Source organism: Variovorax sp. MSC1_012 (assembly GCF_023667525.1).
GTDB lineage: Bacteria > Pseudomonadota > Gammaproteobacteria > Burkholderiales > Burkholderiaceae_C > Variovorax > Variovorax beijingensis_B.
This window is the reverse complement of record NZ_CM174443.1, coordinates 3,065,992-3,081,008: the sequence shown is the minus strand read 5'-3', so window position 1 is coordinate 3,081,008 and position 15,017 is coordinate 3,065,992. Positions and strand designations below refer to the sequence as shown.

Sequence of the window (15,017 nt, the reverse complement as noted above, 5' to 3'; positions counted from 1 at the left end):
TTATGAAGATATTGCACGTTGCCGAAACGCTCAAGGGCGGGCTCGAAACCTATCTTCGGCTGGTTTCGGGCTTTCAGCAGAACTCTCCCGTGATCAGCCAGGCCAAGTTCATATTGCCCGGCCCGGTGGAGTGGCTGAGCTCGCAGGACACGCATGTGGTCCCCACGGCCCGCAGTCCTCTTGCCCTTGCGAGCTATGCCGCCGAGATCAAGAAAATCATCCGCTCGGAGCGCCCCACGGTGCTGCACCTGCACAGCTCGATTCCGGGCGGGATCGTTCGTGCCATGGCGCTGCTCGGCCAGGTGCCGGCCGAGACCAAGATCGTCTATTGCTCGCACGGCTGGGCCTTCGACCAGGTCGGGCCTTCGTACAAGAAGTCGATCTATCGATGGATCGAATGGCTGCTTTCCCATTGGAGCGACGCGATCATCTGCATCAGCGGCCACGAGTTCCGGGTTGCCGAAAAATTCGGCATCAAGCGGTGCAAGTGCATTCCGAACGGAATTCAGCCCACCGCTCCCATTGCGGAAAACACGGTGGCTCCCAAGGTTCCGGCACGGCCGCGACGGGTTCTTTTCGTGGGGCGGCTCGATCGGCAGAAGGGCATCGACGCCTTGCTCGACGCCTATGCCCGCGTCCAGCCCGGCTTCAAGCTCGTGATCGTGGGTGGCGCCGTCAGGAACGATCTTTCCCTTGCGCGCTCCAGCGAGATCGAGTTCGCCGGATGGCTCGAGAAGGACGAACTCGAAGAAGCCTACAGGTCGTGCGACGCGGTCATCGTGCCCTCCCGGTGGGAAGGCTTCGGCCTTGTCGCGGTCGAGGCCATGGCCCGGAGCAAGCCGGTTTTTGCGTCCGCCGTGGGCGGGCTTGTCGATATCGTCGAAGACAACAGGAGCGGCCGGCTGTTTTCGCTCGACGCGCTGGACGATGTGCTGCGCGAGATCGATCGGATCTCCGATGAGGAATTGCAGCGGATGGGGCGTGCCGGCCGGGAGATTTTCGAAGAGAAATACACCGCCGACCGAATGAACGCCGCCATCCTGGACTTGTACAAGGAGTCGGTACAGTGATGAAGTCTTCGTCTCTTTCTTCCGTTGCGGGGCGTTTGCTGAATGCTTTCAGGCTGCTGTGTGCTTCGGCGGCGCTGGCGGCCGTGGTCTGCCCGGCGCAGGCCCGCGGCATCGCCGAACTGGGCACGGAATATCCGGTCGCGCTGAGCGTGCAGATCGACCCGGCCACCATCACGAACGAGGATCTGAACGAGATCAGGGCATCGGGCTTCGAATTCGTGAGATTCGGCGCGCGGCCGCCGCTCAAGAGCGTCAACCCTGCATCGGTCGACTATTCGGGCCTGATCAAGCGCGTGAAAAACGCCAGGCTCCAGGCGATCGTGACCTTGTTCGGGGGCCGGGAGATCTGGGGGCAGAGTCCGGCAGAGGCGGGCGAAGGCCAGCGCGAAAAGCTGTTTGCCAAGTTCGCGCTCGAGTTCATGAGCGCGCACGCGGCCGATGTCGCCGTCTGGGAGCTGTGGAACGAGCCCGACCACAAGACCTTCCTGAACCCGGCGCTTTTTTCGAGCTTTGAAACCGCGACCGCCGAGTTCTGCCGCAGCATCGCGCAAATGAAGACCCCGCCGAAGATCCTCATGGGATTCGGCTTTGCGAAGCTTCCCTTCAGCCCGGGCCAGGTTCCCTCGCAGCTCGAGAATGCCTTCGTGTCGGCGGCCAAGGCCGACTGCCTGACGGACATATCGATCCATCCTTACCGCTCCATTCCGGAGACCGCCATTGCGGACTATGCAAAGCTGCGCGCGAAGCTGGACCAGCAGCAGCTCGGAAAGATCGGGATCGTCGCTTCCGAGTGGGGCTATGCCTCCTACCTGCCGGTCCGGGACCGCAACACCCAGGCTTCGCTGATCCTGCGGGAATACCTGACCAACGTGGCCGCGGGCATCAAGCTGCTGAATCTCTATGCCTGGCAGGACCGGGGAACCTCCGTCATCTCGAGGGAAGACAATTTCGGGCTCAAGTCGAAGGGCGGCGAGAAGAAGGAAGCCTTTTCGAGCCTCACCGAATTCCTCAAGATCGCCCGGAATTCGAAGAAGGTTTCATACCAGAGCAATGCCGGCCTGAACAAGCTGGTGCTGAGCCGCGGAAATTCCTTGCTGCATGTGGTGTGGACGCAGAGCGCCGAGCAGAACGTGCTGGTTCCCGCCGAGAAGGGAAAGAAGTGCACGCGGGTCGACTTCTTCCCGCAAGTGCGCCACGGAAGCTGCGGCAGCCCCGTCGACGGGGGCTTTGCTGCCAAGGCCACCGACTATCCGGTCCTGCTTTCCATTTCGGATTAGGGTGAACAGGCCCAGGATGGCGTCCCTGTCCGGAATTCGAAAACGCCTCGGAGGTCCGATCTATGCAGTTGCAGACCAGTGCATCTACAGCGCGAGCCAGCTGCTGCTGAGCTTTGCGCTGGCACGGGCGTTGTCGCCCTCCGACTTCGGCATTGCCTCGGCGTTCCTGGCGATCGTCAGCTTCCAGTACATCGTGCATACGGCGGTGGTGCACGAGCCGCTGCTGATCAAGCGCTATTACGCAGGCCGGTCCGCCGCCTGGTGGAGCTGGGCGCTCGTGCTGGCGGTTTCCATTGCCGGCTTCCTGGCCTGGCAGTTCACGAGTTTTCCGGGGCCGCTGAGCTGGGCCGGCGTGGCCCTGATCGCGGGCTATGAAGTATTCTGGATTTCCCGAAGCATCCTGCTCGTGGGACGCCGCTACCTGGTGCTCTGCGCATCCGGCGTGCTGATCTGCATCGGATACGTGGCGGTCCTGATCGGCCTGAAGCCTGCCTCATGGGCCCAGGCGCTGCTGTGGATTGCCGTCATCCAGCTGCCCTTTGCCATCCTGGTGGCGATGAGCCTGCGCCAGGTGATGGCGCCGCTGCCGGCACCCGCCAACGCGCAGGCCCTGACGCTCGGGGAGGCTGCCAGCTACGGCTGGAAGGCAAGCCTCTCGCAGTTCATGAGCTGGATCATGACGGGAGGCTCCATCCTGCTGCTGGGCTCCTCGGCGGACTCGGTGCAGGGCGGCCTGCTGAAGATCTACATCACCTTCCTGCTGCCGATGCAGTATGTGCTGCTTGCGCTGGGCTACTACATCCTGCCGAAGCTGGCGGCTGGCTGGAAATCCGAGCGGCGCAAGGACGCCTTCCGCCTGTTCGTCAAGTTCGTCGTCTTCGGCTTCGTGGTGGCCGAGATCGGCGGAATCCTGCTGGGCCTGCTGGGCCCGTACCTCGTGGTCCTGGCCTTCGGCAAGAACTACGGCGGCATGGATTTTTCGCCGTTCTTCTATGCGCCCGCCATCTTCGGCCTGACCATGTGCTTGCGGACGGGATTCAGGGCCGCAGGCCGGCCCGGTGCTCTTCTGTGGTGCTCGATCTTCGGCGCGCTGGTGTTCGCCGCCGCCATGCTTGCAGCCACACCGCCGATCTCCTACATCCAGACCATCAACGCCATGACGCTGGGCTTTGCCTGCATGGCGGCCGTGATGATGGCCTGGCTGTTCTTCATCATGCGCGGCGCCCCTGCGGCGCCGGCCCGCTGAGCCGGCAACGCACGAAAACGGCCCGGCCCTGGTAGCGAGCGAGGGGCGGGGGTGGGTCTTACCGCCGTTCGAAGTTCAGGATGTTGTCGCCCGTGCCCGGCGTGCCGCTGTCCGGCGGTGCGAACTTGTAGGCGCTCGGGTCGCGGGCCGAGGTCATTTCGTAAAGCGGGTGGATCCGGCCGAGCCGCGCACCGCCGTCGCGCACCAGCGGCGCCCAGGCGAAATTGGCGGTGAACTTGTTCGAACGCGGCAGCAGCGCGTCGAACGGAATGGAAAGGTAGATGCCCTTGTCGAAGCTGCCTTCGCCGAACTGTCTGGCCGATACGTTGGTCTTGGTGGCATAGGCGCCGAGCACCACGCCGTTGTCGAAGCGGCGGCTGATGTCGATGGTGACGCCACGGTCGCCCGCCAGGTACTGGCCGGCGCTGATCTTGGCCAGCACGCCGTGCCAGCCGGTGTCCCAGTAGAGCGTGGCGTGGCCGGTGTTCACCTTGTAGTCGCGCAGGCCGAAGTCCTGTTCGAAGTCGCGCTGGCGCACGTGGTTGAAGTCGACGCCGAAGGCGATCCGGCTGCGCCATGGCCGGTAGAGCCATTCTCCGCCAACGCCCGCATACATGGTTTCGAGGGCACCGCCGTACACGCTGAAGTATTGGTTGTCGGAGAGCCTGCCGACGTGCGTCAGCTGAAGCACCGGCATGGTCAGGCGCTTGGAGGTGACGTACTCGCGCTGGAGGGTTCGTGCGCGGGGCAGGTTGCTGCCCGCCGTGTAGGTGAACTTGTCGAAGTTGTCGACCATGCGCAGGTTCAGCGCGCCGTTGACCCAGGTGCTGGGCGTGAAGCGGTATTCCGCCACCGCCTGCACGCCGATCTGGTAGAGCAGGAATGCATTGGGCCCGCCTAGGATCTGGCCGAGGCTGGGCGTGAGGCCGATGCTGAACTTGTCGCTACGGCGCTCCCACGGGCCGAGGGCCTTGTTGTCGGCCGTGGTGGAAGAGGCGTCTGCGGATGCGGTCGCAGTGTTGGCGCTGCTGCCCGGCGGAACGAAGGTGGCCGGATCGCCCGAGCCCACGGGCGGGGGCGCATAGTCGCGCTGGCTGGCTGCACGAACCTCGCCGGGCGTCCGTGCCTGGTAGTGCGCCGTCACCCATTCGTTGCGGTTGACCACTTGCGCGTGCATCGGCAAGCCTCGCTCCGAGTAGTGGAGCACGAAGTTCTTGATCGAGGCCGGGGCATCGCGATGCAGCACGGCAATGATCTTCTCGACCCGCACATCCCGGTAGACGGTGGCGCTTTCGGTGATCCACACATGCAGCATCTGGCCTTGCGGTGCGATGCGCTGGATGGTCCAGTCCGTGCGGCTTTCGATGTCGGCCGCGGTGGCGGCCCAGCCCGGCGAGGCGGCCGGCGGGTCCGGCGAGAAGCTCGGCGCCGGCGGATCTGCCGCCTTGGGCATTTGCATCGTGGCCAGGTTGGTCTGCAGCGTGACGCCCAGCATCACCTTGTTGCCGCGTTCGAAGCCGGCCGAGAAAATCACGCCGGGGGAGTAACGGTACTCCAGGCCGACGTTGAACGGGGAGCGCTGCCGCTGGGGGTTATTGAGCGGCTCGTTCTTGTAGTCGTTGCCGTCGTATTCGAGCTTGAGCGTCAGCGGGTCCCAGGGCGTGCGCCATTGCACGCCGCCAAAGAGCGCGGCAGGTCCGCGAAAGAGCCGGCCGAAGTTGGCGCCGCCCCAGGTCGTCTCGCTCACGCGGGTCTTGAAGCGGCTGTTCAGCAAGCCGAAGGGATTGCTGATGTTGCCGCTGCTCCCCAGGTAGCCCCAGCCGATGCCAAGGCTGAAATCAAGGTCGCCGTGGCGCTTGCTGGCCACCAGGTACTCGGACGAAAAGAGGCCGGTACCGCCGATGTCGCGAAAGCCCAGGGCCACTTCGGGCAGGTAGGCCGACTCCTTCCACAGGCGCGCCTTCAGGTCGATGCTCTTGTCCTTGTAGCCCTGGTTGCTCAGGCCGATGCCGTAGATCCGGTTGCTGATGGAGGTGTAGCGAAAGCCCGCTTCCAGCCAGTCCAGCGGCTGGAACATGACGTTCAGCCGCGTGTAGGGCGAGACGTGCGTGAGCGATGTCCGCATGTCGCCCGCCTGGCCCATGCGGGCCGTGGGTGTCTGCAGCAGGCCGGTTTCGCCCCAGTCGTTGCCGCTGGTGCGCAATGCGCGGTATTGCGGCGCCGGCTCGGGGCGCACGGAGATGACGGTCGATAGCGCCGGCGCAGCGGGTGCCGGCGGTACGTCGGGCAAGGCAGGTAGGGCGGGTGGCGCAGCGGGTGCGGTGATGGCGGCGGCCGGTACAGCAACATCCGCCGAAGGCTGCAGGATCGCGCCGCCTTGCGGCGAAGGCCCTTGCGTGGCCAGAAACTTGATGATGCCCTCGGAGATCGCCTCCAGGTCGTCCATGCCGCGCGGCGCGGCCCAGACCCATGCGCCCGGTGCCGGCTCGTTCGAGGGATGCGCATTCCAGGGCGCCACGCCCACGCGGGCGGTGCGTCCGTCGGGCTGGGCGACCCAGGCCCAGTCGTGCTTGCCCTCGGGGCTGCAGGCGGCGACATAGTCCCACGCCGTGCGGCCGGGTTCGTGGGCCACCTGGCAAAGCCGCCCATCGGGCTGCAGGACCGAGATGGTCTTCAGCGCGGGCGGCGGCGCCACCAGTTGCTGGCCGGCCGTCAGCACCGGGTCTTCTTCCGGATGCGCCTGCAGCCAGCGCGGATCGACGATGCCGAGCGCGACGCGGCCGGTCACCGGCAGGCCCTGCAGCCAAGCCATCAACTGCTTGCGCCGGCCCTGCTCTTCGCGCGGCACGCGCCGGCCGGCGGCATCGAGCCGCAGCAGCAGGGTGTTCTTCAGGAACTGCTGCGCCAGGCGCTCTTGCGGGATGCGCCATGCCAATCCCGGGGAAGCCGTTTCGGCCGGCTGGCGCAGCAGCCAGGCGCTCAGCCGCTCGCCGGGACGGATGTCTGCGTCGTCGGCGGGTGATTTGTTGTCGACGGGGCTGTTGCCCAGGGGCTGCGCGCCGGCGGCGCAACTCGCCGCCAGTGCGCAGGCCACCGCCGCGCGAAGAGGCCAGGGATGTCTGCCGAAGCCACGCAGGAGCGAACTGCTCATGTACCAGCGCTCGCCGCTGCGACGGGTGCTGGAGGGGAAGGCGTCCACTGCTCGAAGCTCATACACAGATCATTGGAAATACATTGCTCGGAATAGACGACCCGAGGCGCGCCGCCCGCTTGCGAAACGCCGAAGCGCGCCGGAGGCAGCGAGGCGCTCGCCGGATGCGAAACGCTGCGCTCCTCGTACCAGCGCAGCGACGCGGAAGCCGTGCCGGCCAGGGCGGTCTGCTGCGGTGCAGCAATGGGCGTCCGCACGATCTCGTCGCGAATACCGAACCGGTAGCCCGGCATCATGTCGCGCTCGCGCTGGTAGGTCTTCGATGCGACGCCGTTCGCATCGCCGGTCCACGCGGGCAGGCTGGAAAAGCGCACCTCGCGCCAGTCGGTGCCGAGACCGGTGGTTCCCACGAGACGCCCGTCGAGCAGCCTCACGACCTCGCCGTTGCCGCTGTACCAGACCTCGACCGCGCCTTCGGGGCGCTTGTCGATATAGCCGAGCACCATGAAGACCGTCTGCTTACCGACGGTGACCCGCAAATAGCGGTAATTCGGGTTGAAGGTGGGCTGGGGCGCCGCGGCGCTGCCGCTATAGATATGCCGCGCCGTGGCCAGCATGGCCGAGGATCCGGAAGAACAGCCGCCAACGCCCAAAAGAAATGCCGACAAAAGGCAGCATTCAATAAGTCGCGTGGCCAGACCAACGCGCGGAGCCTTCGGCGAATGCCCTCCCGCGAAGAGGGCCCGCACGTTTAATTCGTGCCGGTCGTGCCTGTACCCGTGCCCGTGCCGCCGGTGCCGCCCGTGCCGCTGCCGCCACCGCTGTTGCCGCCATTGCCGCTGCCGACGGCAGCCGCCAGTCCAACGGCGGCCGCGACGCCACCGGCTTGCTGCGCGGTGATGCGGCCGAACGCGGAATTGGTTGCACCCGTGGCGCTGGCCGGCTGAGGACCGGGCGTCTGGACCGGCGGGGGTGTTTGTGCCAAGGCCGAGGAAATGCTCAGCGCAGCAATGAAGGTGGCGGAAATCAGGGGGGCGATTCGCATGGCAAATATCCTCTCAATTAGCAGTTAACAGTTGGGACAAGATTAGCAGTTAGCGAAGTGTGCCGCAACTAATTTAGCCCTTGAGACATCTTTTACGCGTGCAAATCGTTGTGTCGAAATGTCTTGTAAATCAGGACTAATTCATTGTTATTAATTGCCTCTTTCGCAGGGTCGGGAATGCGCATTCGGACAGCTCCCGGCCGGCCCCGTTGAATATGCGCGCAGCAGCCCGCTACAATCGCCGGTTGACCCTGCTCCAGCGAAGAAGACTTAGAGGATCCCCATGAGTGACATGACCTCCGGCTCCCCCCGGATCGACACAAGCAAGCGGACGTGGTTAATCGCATCCAGCTGTGCCGGCGTAGCGGGAGGCGTGGCCACCGCGATTCCCTTTGTGAGTACGTTTCAGCCCTCCGAGAAGGCCAAGGCCGCGGGCGCTGCCGTCGAAGTGGACATCGGCGGCCTCAAGGTCGGCGAGAAGATCACTGTCGAGTGGCGCGGCAAACCCGTCTGGATCCTCAAGCGCTCGCCCGAGCAGATTGCCGAGCTCCCCAAGCTCGACGGCCAGCTGGCCGATCCGCTCTCCAAGCGGCACCCCGACGAATTCACCCCCAAGTACGCGCAGAACGAACACCGTTCGATCAAGCCCGACGTGCTGGTGGTGGTGGGCATCTGCACCCACCTCGGCTGCTCGCCGGTCGACCGCCTCCAGGCCGGCCCGCAGCCTTCGCTGCCGAGCGACTGGGAAGGCGGCTTCCTCTGCCCTTGCCACGGTTCCACGTTCGACCTGGCAGGCCGTGTCTTCAAGAACAAGCCCGCGCCCGACAACCTGCCTGTGCCCCCGCACATGTACCTGTCGGACACCAAGCTCCTGATCGGTGAAGACTCCAAGAAGGCCTGAGGCAGAAGAACAACATGGCTGAATTCCACGAAATTTCCCCCAACGCGCCCGCGGGCGAGAAGCTGCTCAACTGGGTCGACAACCGCTTCCCGCTGAGCAAGCTCTGGAACGACCAGTGGGGCAAGTACTACGCACCGAAGAACTTCAACTTCTGGTACATCTTCGGCTCGCTCGCGATGCTGGTCCTCGTGATCCAGATCGTGACCGGCATCTTCCTCGTGATGCACTACAAGCCCGACGCGAACCAGGCGTTCGCATCGGTCGAGTACATCATGCGCGACGTACCCTGGGGCTGGCTCATCCGCTACATCCACTCGACGGGCGCCTCGGCGTTCTTCATCGTGGTGTACCTGCACATGTTCCGCGGCCTCATGTATGGCAGCTACCGCAAGCCGCGCGAGCTGATCTGGGTCTTCGGCTGCGCGATCTTCCTGTGCCTGATGGCCGAGGCCTTCATGGGCTACCTGCTGCCATGGGGCCAGATGAGCTACTGGGGCGCCCAGGTGATCGTGAACCTGTTCGCGGCCATCCCGTTCATCGGTCCTGACCTCGCGCTGCTGATCCGCGGCGACTACGTGGTGAGCGACGCCACGCTGAACCGCTTCTTCAGCTTCCACGTGATCGCCGTGCCGCTGGTGCTGCTCGGCCTGGTGGTGGCCCACCTGATCGCGCTGCACGAAGTGGGTTCCAACAACCCCGACGGCATCGAGATCAAGGCCAAGCGCGGCCCCGACGGCCATCCGCTCGACGGCATCCCGTCGCATCCGTACTACACGGTGCACGACATCTTCGGCGTGGTGGTGTTCCTCACGATCTTCTCGGCCGTGATCTTCTTCGCGCCGGAAGCGGGCGGGTACTTCCTCGAGTACAACAACTTCATTCCGGCCGATTCGCTCAAGACGCCGAACCACATTGCGCCGGTCTGGTACTTCACGCCGTTCTATTCGATGCTGCGTGCAACCACCGACGACATGGTCAACGTGTTCGCGCTGATCATCGCTGCAGCGGCCGTCCTGAACTTCGTCAAGGGCAAGTCGGGCATGGCCCTGAAGATCGCGCTGGTCGTGGTGGCGGCCGTGGCCATCTTCCTGCTCAAGGCCTTCGACGCCAAGTTCTGGGGCGTGCTCGTGATGGGCGGTTCGGTCATCATCCTGTTCTTCCTGCCATGGCTCGACAAGAGCGAAGTCAAGTCGATCCGCTACCGTCCGGGCTGGCACAAGTATGTCTACGGTGTCTTCGTGTTCTTCTTCCTGATCCTGGGCTACCTGGGCATCCAGGCGCCTGGCGTCTGGGGCAGCCTGGTCATCGGGTCGTTCGCGCTGGACATCGCGCAGACCATTTCCCAGATCGGCACGCTTTTCTACTTCGGTTTCTTCCTGCTCATGCCCTGGTGGAGCAGCAAGGGCGAGTTCAAGCCCGTGCCCGAGCGCGTGACCTTCGCCGCCCATTGAGAAGCCCAAGAGAGCTCGAGAGAAACACGATGAAGAAAAGCATTTCTGGCTGGCTCGCGGTTGTGGGCCTGGCCTTGGGCCTGACCTTTTCCGCCGCCGCATCGGCCGAGTCCGGCGGCATGGCCTGGGACAAGGCGCCCAACAAGACCACCGACGTCGCCTCCCTGCAGAACGGCGCCAAGCTGTTCGTCAACTACTGCCTGAACTGCCACTCCGCGGCGTTCATGCGCTACAACCGGCTGCAGGACATCGGCATTACCGAGCAGCAGATCAAGGACAACCTCCTGTTCGCGACCGACAAGGTCGGCGAGACCATGAAGGCCAACATCGACGCGCGCCAGGCCAAGGAATGGTTCGGCACGACGCCGCCCGACCTGACCCTGGTGGCCCGCTCTCGCGCCGGCCATGGCGGCACGGGCGCAGACTACCTGTACACCTACCTGCGCACCTACTACCGCGACGACACCAAGGCCACCGGCTGGAACAACCTCCTGTTCCCGAGCGTTGCCATGCCCAACCCGCTGTGGGAGCTGCAGGGCGAACGCCGTCCTGTCTACACCAAGATCTCGCAGCATGGCCACGAGACCGAAGTGTTCAAGGGCTGGGAGCAGGTGACCCCCGGCACCATGACGCCGCTGCAGTTCGACACTGCGGTCGGCGACCTGGTGAGCTACCTGCAATGGATGGCCGAGCCGGCACAGAACACGCGCATCCGCATCGGTGTGTGGGTGCTGCTGTTCCTCGTCATGTCGTTGGTCTTCGTGTGGCGACTGAACGCCTCGTACTGGAAAGACGTCAAGTAGTTCCGTCCACGCCGACCGCGCGCCTGGTGCGTGCGGTCCCGCAGAGTGGGTTGCCAACGCGACCCACTCTTTTTGATTTTTAGGAGTCTCTCGCCATGATGGTCTTGTATTCAGGAACGACCTGCCCCTTTTCCCACCGCTGCCGCTTCGTGTTGTTCGAAAAGGGCATGGACTTCGAGATCCGCGACGTCGATCTCTACAACAAGCCCGAAGACATCAGCGTGATGAACCCGTACGGCCAGGTGCCGATCCTGGTCGAACGCGACCTCATCCTGTATGAGTCGAACATCATCAACGAGTACATCGACGAGCGCTTCCCGCATCCGCAGCTGATGCCCGGCGACCCGGTCGATCGCGCGCGCGTGCGCCTGTTCCTGCTCAACTTCGAAAAGGAACTGTTCGTGCACGTGGCCGCGCTCGAGAACCGCACCGCCAAGGGCAACGAGAAGGCGCTCGAAAAGGCTCGCTCGCACATCCGCGACCGGCTCACGCAGCTGGCCCCCGTGTTCCTCAAGAACAAGTACATGCTGGGCGACAATTTCTCGATGCTCGACGTGGCGATTGCGCCGCTGCTCTGGCGCCTCGACTACTACGGCATCGATCTCAGCAAGAACGCGGCGCCGCTCCTGAAGTACGCCGAGCGCATCTTCTCGCGCCCGGCCTACATCGAAGCACTGACCCCGTCCGAAAAGGTCATGCGAAAGTAATTAAGATCGCCCCCAGTCTTCGCGCACTTCGTGTCGCTTCGCCAACCCCCGTCCGGGGGCAACACCAGCGGCCCGGCAAAGCCGGTTCCGCGGTGTTCCGCGAAGAGGCAGTAGCCAATTCGGGGCCGCGAATTAGTGGCTGCACGGTACCAATTTCATGATCAACGCGCTCGAGTCGTCCTCCACCCGCCCGTACCTCATACGGGCGCTGTACGAATGGTGCACCGACAACGGGTTCACGCCCTATGTCGCGGTGCAGGTCGACGACACCGTCCAGGTGCCGCGCGAGTACGTGAAGAACGGCGAGATCGTGCTGAACATCAGCTTCGACGCGACCAGTTCGCTCAAGCTCGGCAACGATTTCATCGAGTTCAAGGCCCGTTTCGCGGGCAGTGCGCGCGAAATCGTCGTGCCCGTGGGCCGCGTGATCGCGATCTACGCGCGCGAGAACGGGCAGGGCATGGCGTTTCCAGCGCCGGTACCTGCCGGCAGCGGTGCCGAGGGCGGCGGGCCATCCCCGGCGGCCGGGGCGCCTTCTTCGCCCCAGGGGCCTGCGCGCATGCCGCTGCGCGACGCGTCGCGCGGCACCGAAGGCGATGCCGGCAAGATCGTTCACCTGGTGACGGGTGAAGACGCGGACGAAATGGTCGATGTCGGCGACGACGCCGGCTCGCCCACCGATCCCTCCGATGAGCCGCCGCGCCCGCCGGCAGGCGGCGGCAGCCGCCCGTCGCTCAAGCGCGTGAAGTAGCCAGCAGCCAGTCAACGCACAAACGGGCCCGGGCGGACCGCTGGTCCTGCACCGCTAAAATCCCGCAAGAGAATCCGTGCCGCTTTAGCTCAGTTGGTAGAGCACCCGCCTTGTAAGCGGAAGGTCGTCAGTTCGATTCCGACAAGCGGCACCATATCGAACATACCGGAAAGCACTCGCGCTGACCGGGCAAGAAAGAAGCGGCGGCCTGCCCGCTCCTTTCATCCCCGCTGCTGAAGATCAGCAGCGCCCCTTCTTGGCCTGTCCCGGCGGGCAGTGGTAGCCGCCAGAATGATCGTCGCGATCGGCATGGCGATGCGGCTCTGCACGGCGCCAGTTGCCCTCCATCCACCGCCATCCGCCGTCCGCCTGCACCCAGCGGCCTGGCGCATACGCGTAGTCGGGCCGTGCCGCCTGCCAGTAGCCCGAGCGCCAGACGTAGGCGCGCTCGTTCCACCGCCAGTGCCCAGGCACCCACACCTGGCCGGCTCTCGGCCCGGGCATGGGTTCATAGCGCGGCGCGGGAGGCGCCACCTGGACCAGGCCGGGCACGTTGATGTGAACCGAAACCTGCGCCGCGGCGGGCAAGGCCGACGCAACGAGTGCGGCTGCGGCCAGGAGAGCTGAGACTTTCATTGAAACCCTTGAACGTGTGTACAGGCCTGCACAACGCAGGCAAGCTGGAAAGTGTAGTCAGCACATTCCCTTGGGGCGTCGGGTAGGGCAAAACGCGGTCGATGGGCCTCGGCCGTTCGTTCGTCCGGGTGCTAGAGTGCAGGCGCAAGTTGCACGCCGATGCGCAGACTACGCTTTCTTACCCACCGCCACCGCGCTCCCTCCACCAACCGGCTGCTCGGCCTGCTGCTGGCCTTCAATGCCGGAGCAGTGAATGCAGGCGGGTTCCTGGTGCTGCACATGTACACCTCGCACATGACGGGTTTCGCGTCGCAGTTCGCGGACGGGCTGGTGCTGGGCAACACCAAGCTGCTGCTCAATGCGCTGGGCGCCATCCTCGCATTCCTGTCGGGAGCGGCGGTCTGCGCCATTCTCGTGAACTGGGGCCGCCAGCACCGGCTGCGCAGCGTCTATGCGGTGCCGCTGCTGCTGGAAGCCGCGCTCATGTTCCCGTTCGGATTGATGGGCGCCATCACGCTGACCTGGCCGACGCCGTTTGCCGTTCCACTCACGGTGCTGCTGCTGTCTTTCATCATGGGACTGCAGAACGCAGTCGGCTCCAAGACCTCCGGCGGCAGCGTCCGCACCACCCACATGACGGGCAACATCACCGACGTGGGCATGGAACTGGGCAAGCTGCTCTACTGGAACCGGCATGCCACGCCGGCGCATGCGATGGTGCGGCACGACCGCCGCCGCATGCAGATGGCGGGCGGGCTGATCGGCATGTTCGTGCTGGGCGGCATCGTCGGCGCGCTCGGCTTCAGCTACATCGGCTTCGTCTGCGTGGTGCCGCTGGCGGCGCTGCTGCTGGCCATCTCCATTCCGCCGCTCATGGAGGACGTGCCGCGCTCCAGGCCGCTGCAGAAGCTGCTGGCCGCTTTCAGACGGCGCCCACGCTGCCCGTGACCGGCAGCACGATGCCGGTGATGTAGCTGGCGCAACTCGGCGCGGCCAGGAACACGTAGGCAGGCGACAGCTCTTCCGGCTGCGCGGGCCTTTGCAGGTCGGTCTTCTTGCCGAAATCCTTGATCTTCCCGGGCGGGCTGTCGGCGGGATTCAGCGGCGTCCACACCGGCCCGGGCGCCACCGCGTTCACGCGGATGCCCTTGGGCAGCAGGTTGCTCGCCAGCGACTTGGTGAAGGCGTGGATCGCGCCCTTGGTGGTCGAATAGTCGAGCAGGTGCGCACTGCCCTCCAGGCCCGTGACCGAGCCGGTATTGATGATCGAGGCGCCTTGGCCCAGGTGGGGAACCGCAGCGCGCGCCATCTGGAAGTAGCCGAAGACATTGGTCCTGAGCGTGAGTTCGAAGCGCTCGTCGGTGATGTCCTCGATGGACGCTGCATGCAGCTGGAAGGCCGCGTTGTTCACGAGGATGTCGAGCTTGCCGAACGCGTGGAGCGTCCGTTCGACCGCCTCGCGGCAGAACGCCGGGTCGCAGACGTCGCCCTTGATCGTGATGCAGCGCGTGCCCTCGACCTCCACGCAGCGCCGGGTTTCCTCGGCGTCCTTGTCTTCCTCGAGGTAGGCGATGGCGACGTCGGCGCCTTCACGGGCGTAGAGCACCGCCACGGCGCGGCCGATGCCGGAGTCGCCCCCGGTCACCAGGGCCGCCATGCCTTCGAGCTTGCCGCTGCCCTTGTAGTGAGGTGCTTCGAAGCGCGGGCGCAGCGCCATCTCTGCCTCGAGCCCGGGCTTGCTCAAGTGCTGCGCCGGCATAGGATTGCCCGGCTGGGGCCGTGGCCCCGCCTGCGCGGGCGGGCTGGTCTTCCTGGCGGCGGGTTTGGCGCTGTCCTTCGCGTCCTGCGTGCGTTGAACAGCCCGCTGCCGTGTGGCCGTGTGGGCCGCTCCGCGGGACTTGGCGGATTTTGCGGGTGATGCGGTGGTCGATTTCATGTGCGTGGGCTCCTGCATGTGAAAGACAACCGTAGGGCGCCGC

At 65.0% G+C, this 15,017-nt stretch carries 14 protein-coding genes and 1 tRNA gene; 10 read left to right on the top strand and 5 right to left on the bottom strand.

The window, feature by feature from the left end:
* The first annotated feature begins 2 nt into the window (after positions 1 to 2).
* The 3 genes from L1081_RS14600 to L1081_RS14590 are packed head-to-tail and all read left to right on the top strand — an operon-like array spanning position 3 to position 3,593.
* Positions 3 to 1,070, top strand: a complete 1,068-nt coding sequence (locus L1081_RS14600) for a glycosyltransferase (protein WP_489412841.1) — start codon at positions 3 to 5, stop codon at positions 1,068 to 1,070.
* Positions 1,070 to 2,347, top strand: coding sequence for a glycoside hydrolase 5 family protein (locus L1081_RS14595; RefSeq protein WP_489412840.1), 1,278 nt, complete (start codon positions 1,070 to 1,072; stop codon positions 2,345 to 2,347). Before L1081_RS14600 ends, L1081_RS14595 begins: the two co-directional genes overlap by 1 nt.
* A 16-nt stretch (positions 2,348 to 2,363) precedes the next feature.
* Positions 2,364 to 3,593 carry a lipopolysaccharide biosynthesis protein gene (locus L1081_RS14590; RefSeq protein ID WP_489412839.1) on the top strand — a complete coding sequence of 410 codons (1,230 nt, stop codon included), beginning with the start codon at positions 2,364 to 2,366 and terminating at the stop codon, positions 3,591 to 3,593.
* Positions 3,594 to 3,651: 58 nt separating this feature from the next.
* On the opposite strand, the gene L1081_RS14585 is transcribed toward L1081_RS14590, so the two are convergent.
* From L1081_RS14585 to L1081_RS14575, 3 genes are all read right to left on the bottom strand, one after another.
* Positions 3,652 to 6,744, bottom strand: a complete 3,093-nt coding sequence (locus tag L1081_RS14585; RefSeq protein WP_489412838.1) for a YjbH domain-containing protein — start codon at positions 6,742 to 6,744, stop codon at positions 3,652 to 3,654.
* Positions 6,741 to 7,361, bottom strand: coding sequence for a YjbF family lipoprotein (locus L1081_RS14580; protein ID WP_489412837.1), 621 nt, complete (start codon positions 7,359 to 7,361; stop codon positions 6,741 to 6,743). Before L1081_RS14580 ends, L1081_RS14585 begins: the two co-directional genes overlap by 4 nt.
* 134 nt (positions 7,362 to 7,495) lie before the next feature.
* The gene (locus L1081_RS14575; protein ID WP_021005916.1) at positions 7,496 to 7,789 is read right to left on the bottom strand and encodes a hypothetical protein; all 294 of its coding nucleotides are present in this window, start codon (positions 7,787 to 7,789) and stop codon (positions 7,496 to 7,498) included.
* Positions 7,790 to 8,072: 283 nt separating this feature from the next.
* Between L1081_RS14575 and petA the strand changes: the two genes are divergently transcribed.
* From petA to L1081_RS14545, 6 genes are all read left to right on the top strand, one after another.
* Positions 8,073 to 8,690, top strand: coding sequence for a ubiquinol-cytochrome c reductase iron-sulfur subunit (gene petA, locus L1081_RS14570; protein ID WP_489412836.1), 618 nt, complete (start codon positions 8,073 to 8,075; stop codon positions 8,688 to 8,690).
* A gap of 14 nt (positions 8,691 to 8,704) precedes the next feature.
* A complete protein-coding gene (locus tag L1081_RS14565; RefSeq protein WP_489412835.1) occupies positions 8,705 to 10,141 on the top strand; it encodes a cytochrome b N-terminal domain-containing protein in 1,437 nt (478 codons plus the stop codon).
* A 29-nt stretch (positions 10,142 to 10,170) separates the two neighbouring features.
* Positions 10,171 to 10,944 (top strand): cytochrome c1, encoded by a 774-nt coding sequence (locus tag L1081_RS14560; protein ID WP_012746351.1) that lies wholly within the window; start codon positions 10,171 to 10,173, stop codon positions 10,942 to 10,944.
* Between the two features lie 95 nt (positions 10,945 to 11,039).
* Complete coding sequence (locus L1081_RS14555) at positions 11,040 to 11,651, top strand: glutathione S-transferase N-terminal domain-containing protein (protein WP_012746352.1); 612 nt, start codon at positions 11,040 to 11,042, stop codon at positions 11,649 to 11,651.
* Positions 11,652 to 11,808: 157 nt separating this feature from the next.
* Positions 11,809 to 12,402 carry a ClpXP protease specificity-enhancing factor gene (locus L1081_RS14550; RefSeq protein ID WP_319441067.1) on the top strand — a complete coding sequence of 198 codons (594 nt, stop codon included), beginning with the start codon at positions 11,809 to 11,811 and terminating at the stop codon, positions 12,400 to 12,402.
* A 78-nt stretch (positions 12,403 to 12,480) separates the two neighbouring features.
* Positions 12,481 to 12,556: transfer RNA gene (locus L1081_RS14545), tRNA-Thr, on the top strand.
* An 86-nt stretch (positions 12,557 to 12,642) separates the two neighbouring features.
* On the opposite strand, the gene L1081_RS14540 is transcribed toward L1081_RS14545, so the two are convergent.
* Positions 12,643 to 13,038, bottom strand: coding sequence for a hypothetical protein (locus L1081_RS14540; RefSeq protein WP_489412834.1), 396 nt, complete (start codon positions 13,036 to 13,038; stop codon positions 12,643 to 12,645).
* A 159-nt stretch (positions 13,039 to 13,197) separates the two neighbouring features.
* Here L1081_RS14540 and L1081_RS14535 point away from each other — a divergent pair, with 159 nt between their 5' ends.
* Complete coding sequence (locus L1081_RS14535) at positions 13,198 to 13,986, top strand: DUF1275 family protein (RefSeq protein ID WP_489412833.1); 789 nt, start codon at positions 13,198 to 13,200, stop codon at positions 13,984 to 13,986.
* Here L1081_RS14535 and L1081_RS14530 read toward each other — a convergent pair.
* Complete coding sequence (locus L1081_RS14530) at positions 13,961 to 14,974, bottom strand: SDR family oxidoreductase (RefSeq protein ID WP_489412832.1); 1,014 nt, start codon at positions 14,972 to 14,974, stop codon at positions 13,961 to 13,963. The two genes, L1081_RS14535 and L1081_RS14530, sit on opposite strands and share 26 nt — an antisense overlap.
* Positions 14,975 to 15,017: the final 43 nt, after the last annotated feature.

Coding starts and splice junctions, on each gene's coding strand:
- L1081_RS14600 (WP_489412841.1), top strand. CDS start 3: ATGAAGATATTGCACGTTGCCGAAACGCTCAAGGGCGGGCTCGAAACC.
- L1081_RS14595 (WP_489412840.1), top strand. CDS start 1,070: ATGAAGTCTTCGTCTCTTTCTTCCGTTGCGGGGCGTTTGCTGAATGCT.
- L1081_RS14590 (WP_489412839.1), top strand. CDS start 2,364: ATGGCGTCCCTGTCCGGAATTCGAAAACGCCTCGGAGGTCCGATCTAT.
- L1081_RS14585 (WP_489412838.1), bottom strand. CDS start 6,744: ATGAGCAGTTCGCTCCTGCGTGGCTTCGGCAGACATCCCTGGCCTCTT.
- L1081_RS14580 (WP_489412837.1), bottom strand. CDS start 7,361: ATGCTGGCCACGGCGCGGCATATCTATAGCGGCAGCGCCGCGGCGCCC.
- L1081_RS14575 (WP_021005916.1), bottom strand. CDS start 7,789: ATGCGAATCGCCCCCCTGATTTCCGCCACCTTCATTGCTGCGCTGAGC.
- petA (WP_489412836.1), top strand. CDS start 8,073: ATGAGTGACATGACCTCCGGCTCCCCCCGGATCGACACAAGCAAGCGG.
- L1081_RS14565 (WP_489412835.1), top strand. CDS start 8,705: ATGGCTGAATTCCACGAAATTTCCCCCAACGCGCCCGCGGGCGAGAAG.
- L1081_RS14560 (WP_012746351.1), top strand. CDS start 10,171: ATGAAGAAAAGCATTTCTGGCTGGCTCGCGGTTGTGGGCCTGGCCTTG.
- L1081_RS14555 (WP_012746352.1), top strand. CDS start 11,040: ATGATGGTCTTGTATTCAGGAACGACCTGCCCCTTTTCCCACCGCTGC.
- L1081_RS14550 (WP_319441067.1), top strand. CDS start 11,809: ATGATCAACGCGCTCGAGTCGTCCTCCACCCGCCCGTACCTCATACGG.
- L1081_RS14540 (WP_489412834.1), bottom strand. CDS start 13,038: ATGAAAGTCTCAGCTCTCCTGGCCGCAGCCGCACTCGTTGCGTCGGCC.
- L1081_RS14535 (WP_489412833.1), top strand. CDS start 13,198: ATGCGCAGACTACGCTTTCTTACCCACCGCCACCGCGCTCCCTCCACC.
- L1081_RS14530 (WP_489412832.1), bottom strand. CDS start 14,974: ATGAAATCGACCACCGCATCACCCGCAAAATCCGCCAAGTCCCGCGGA.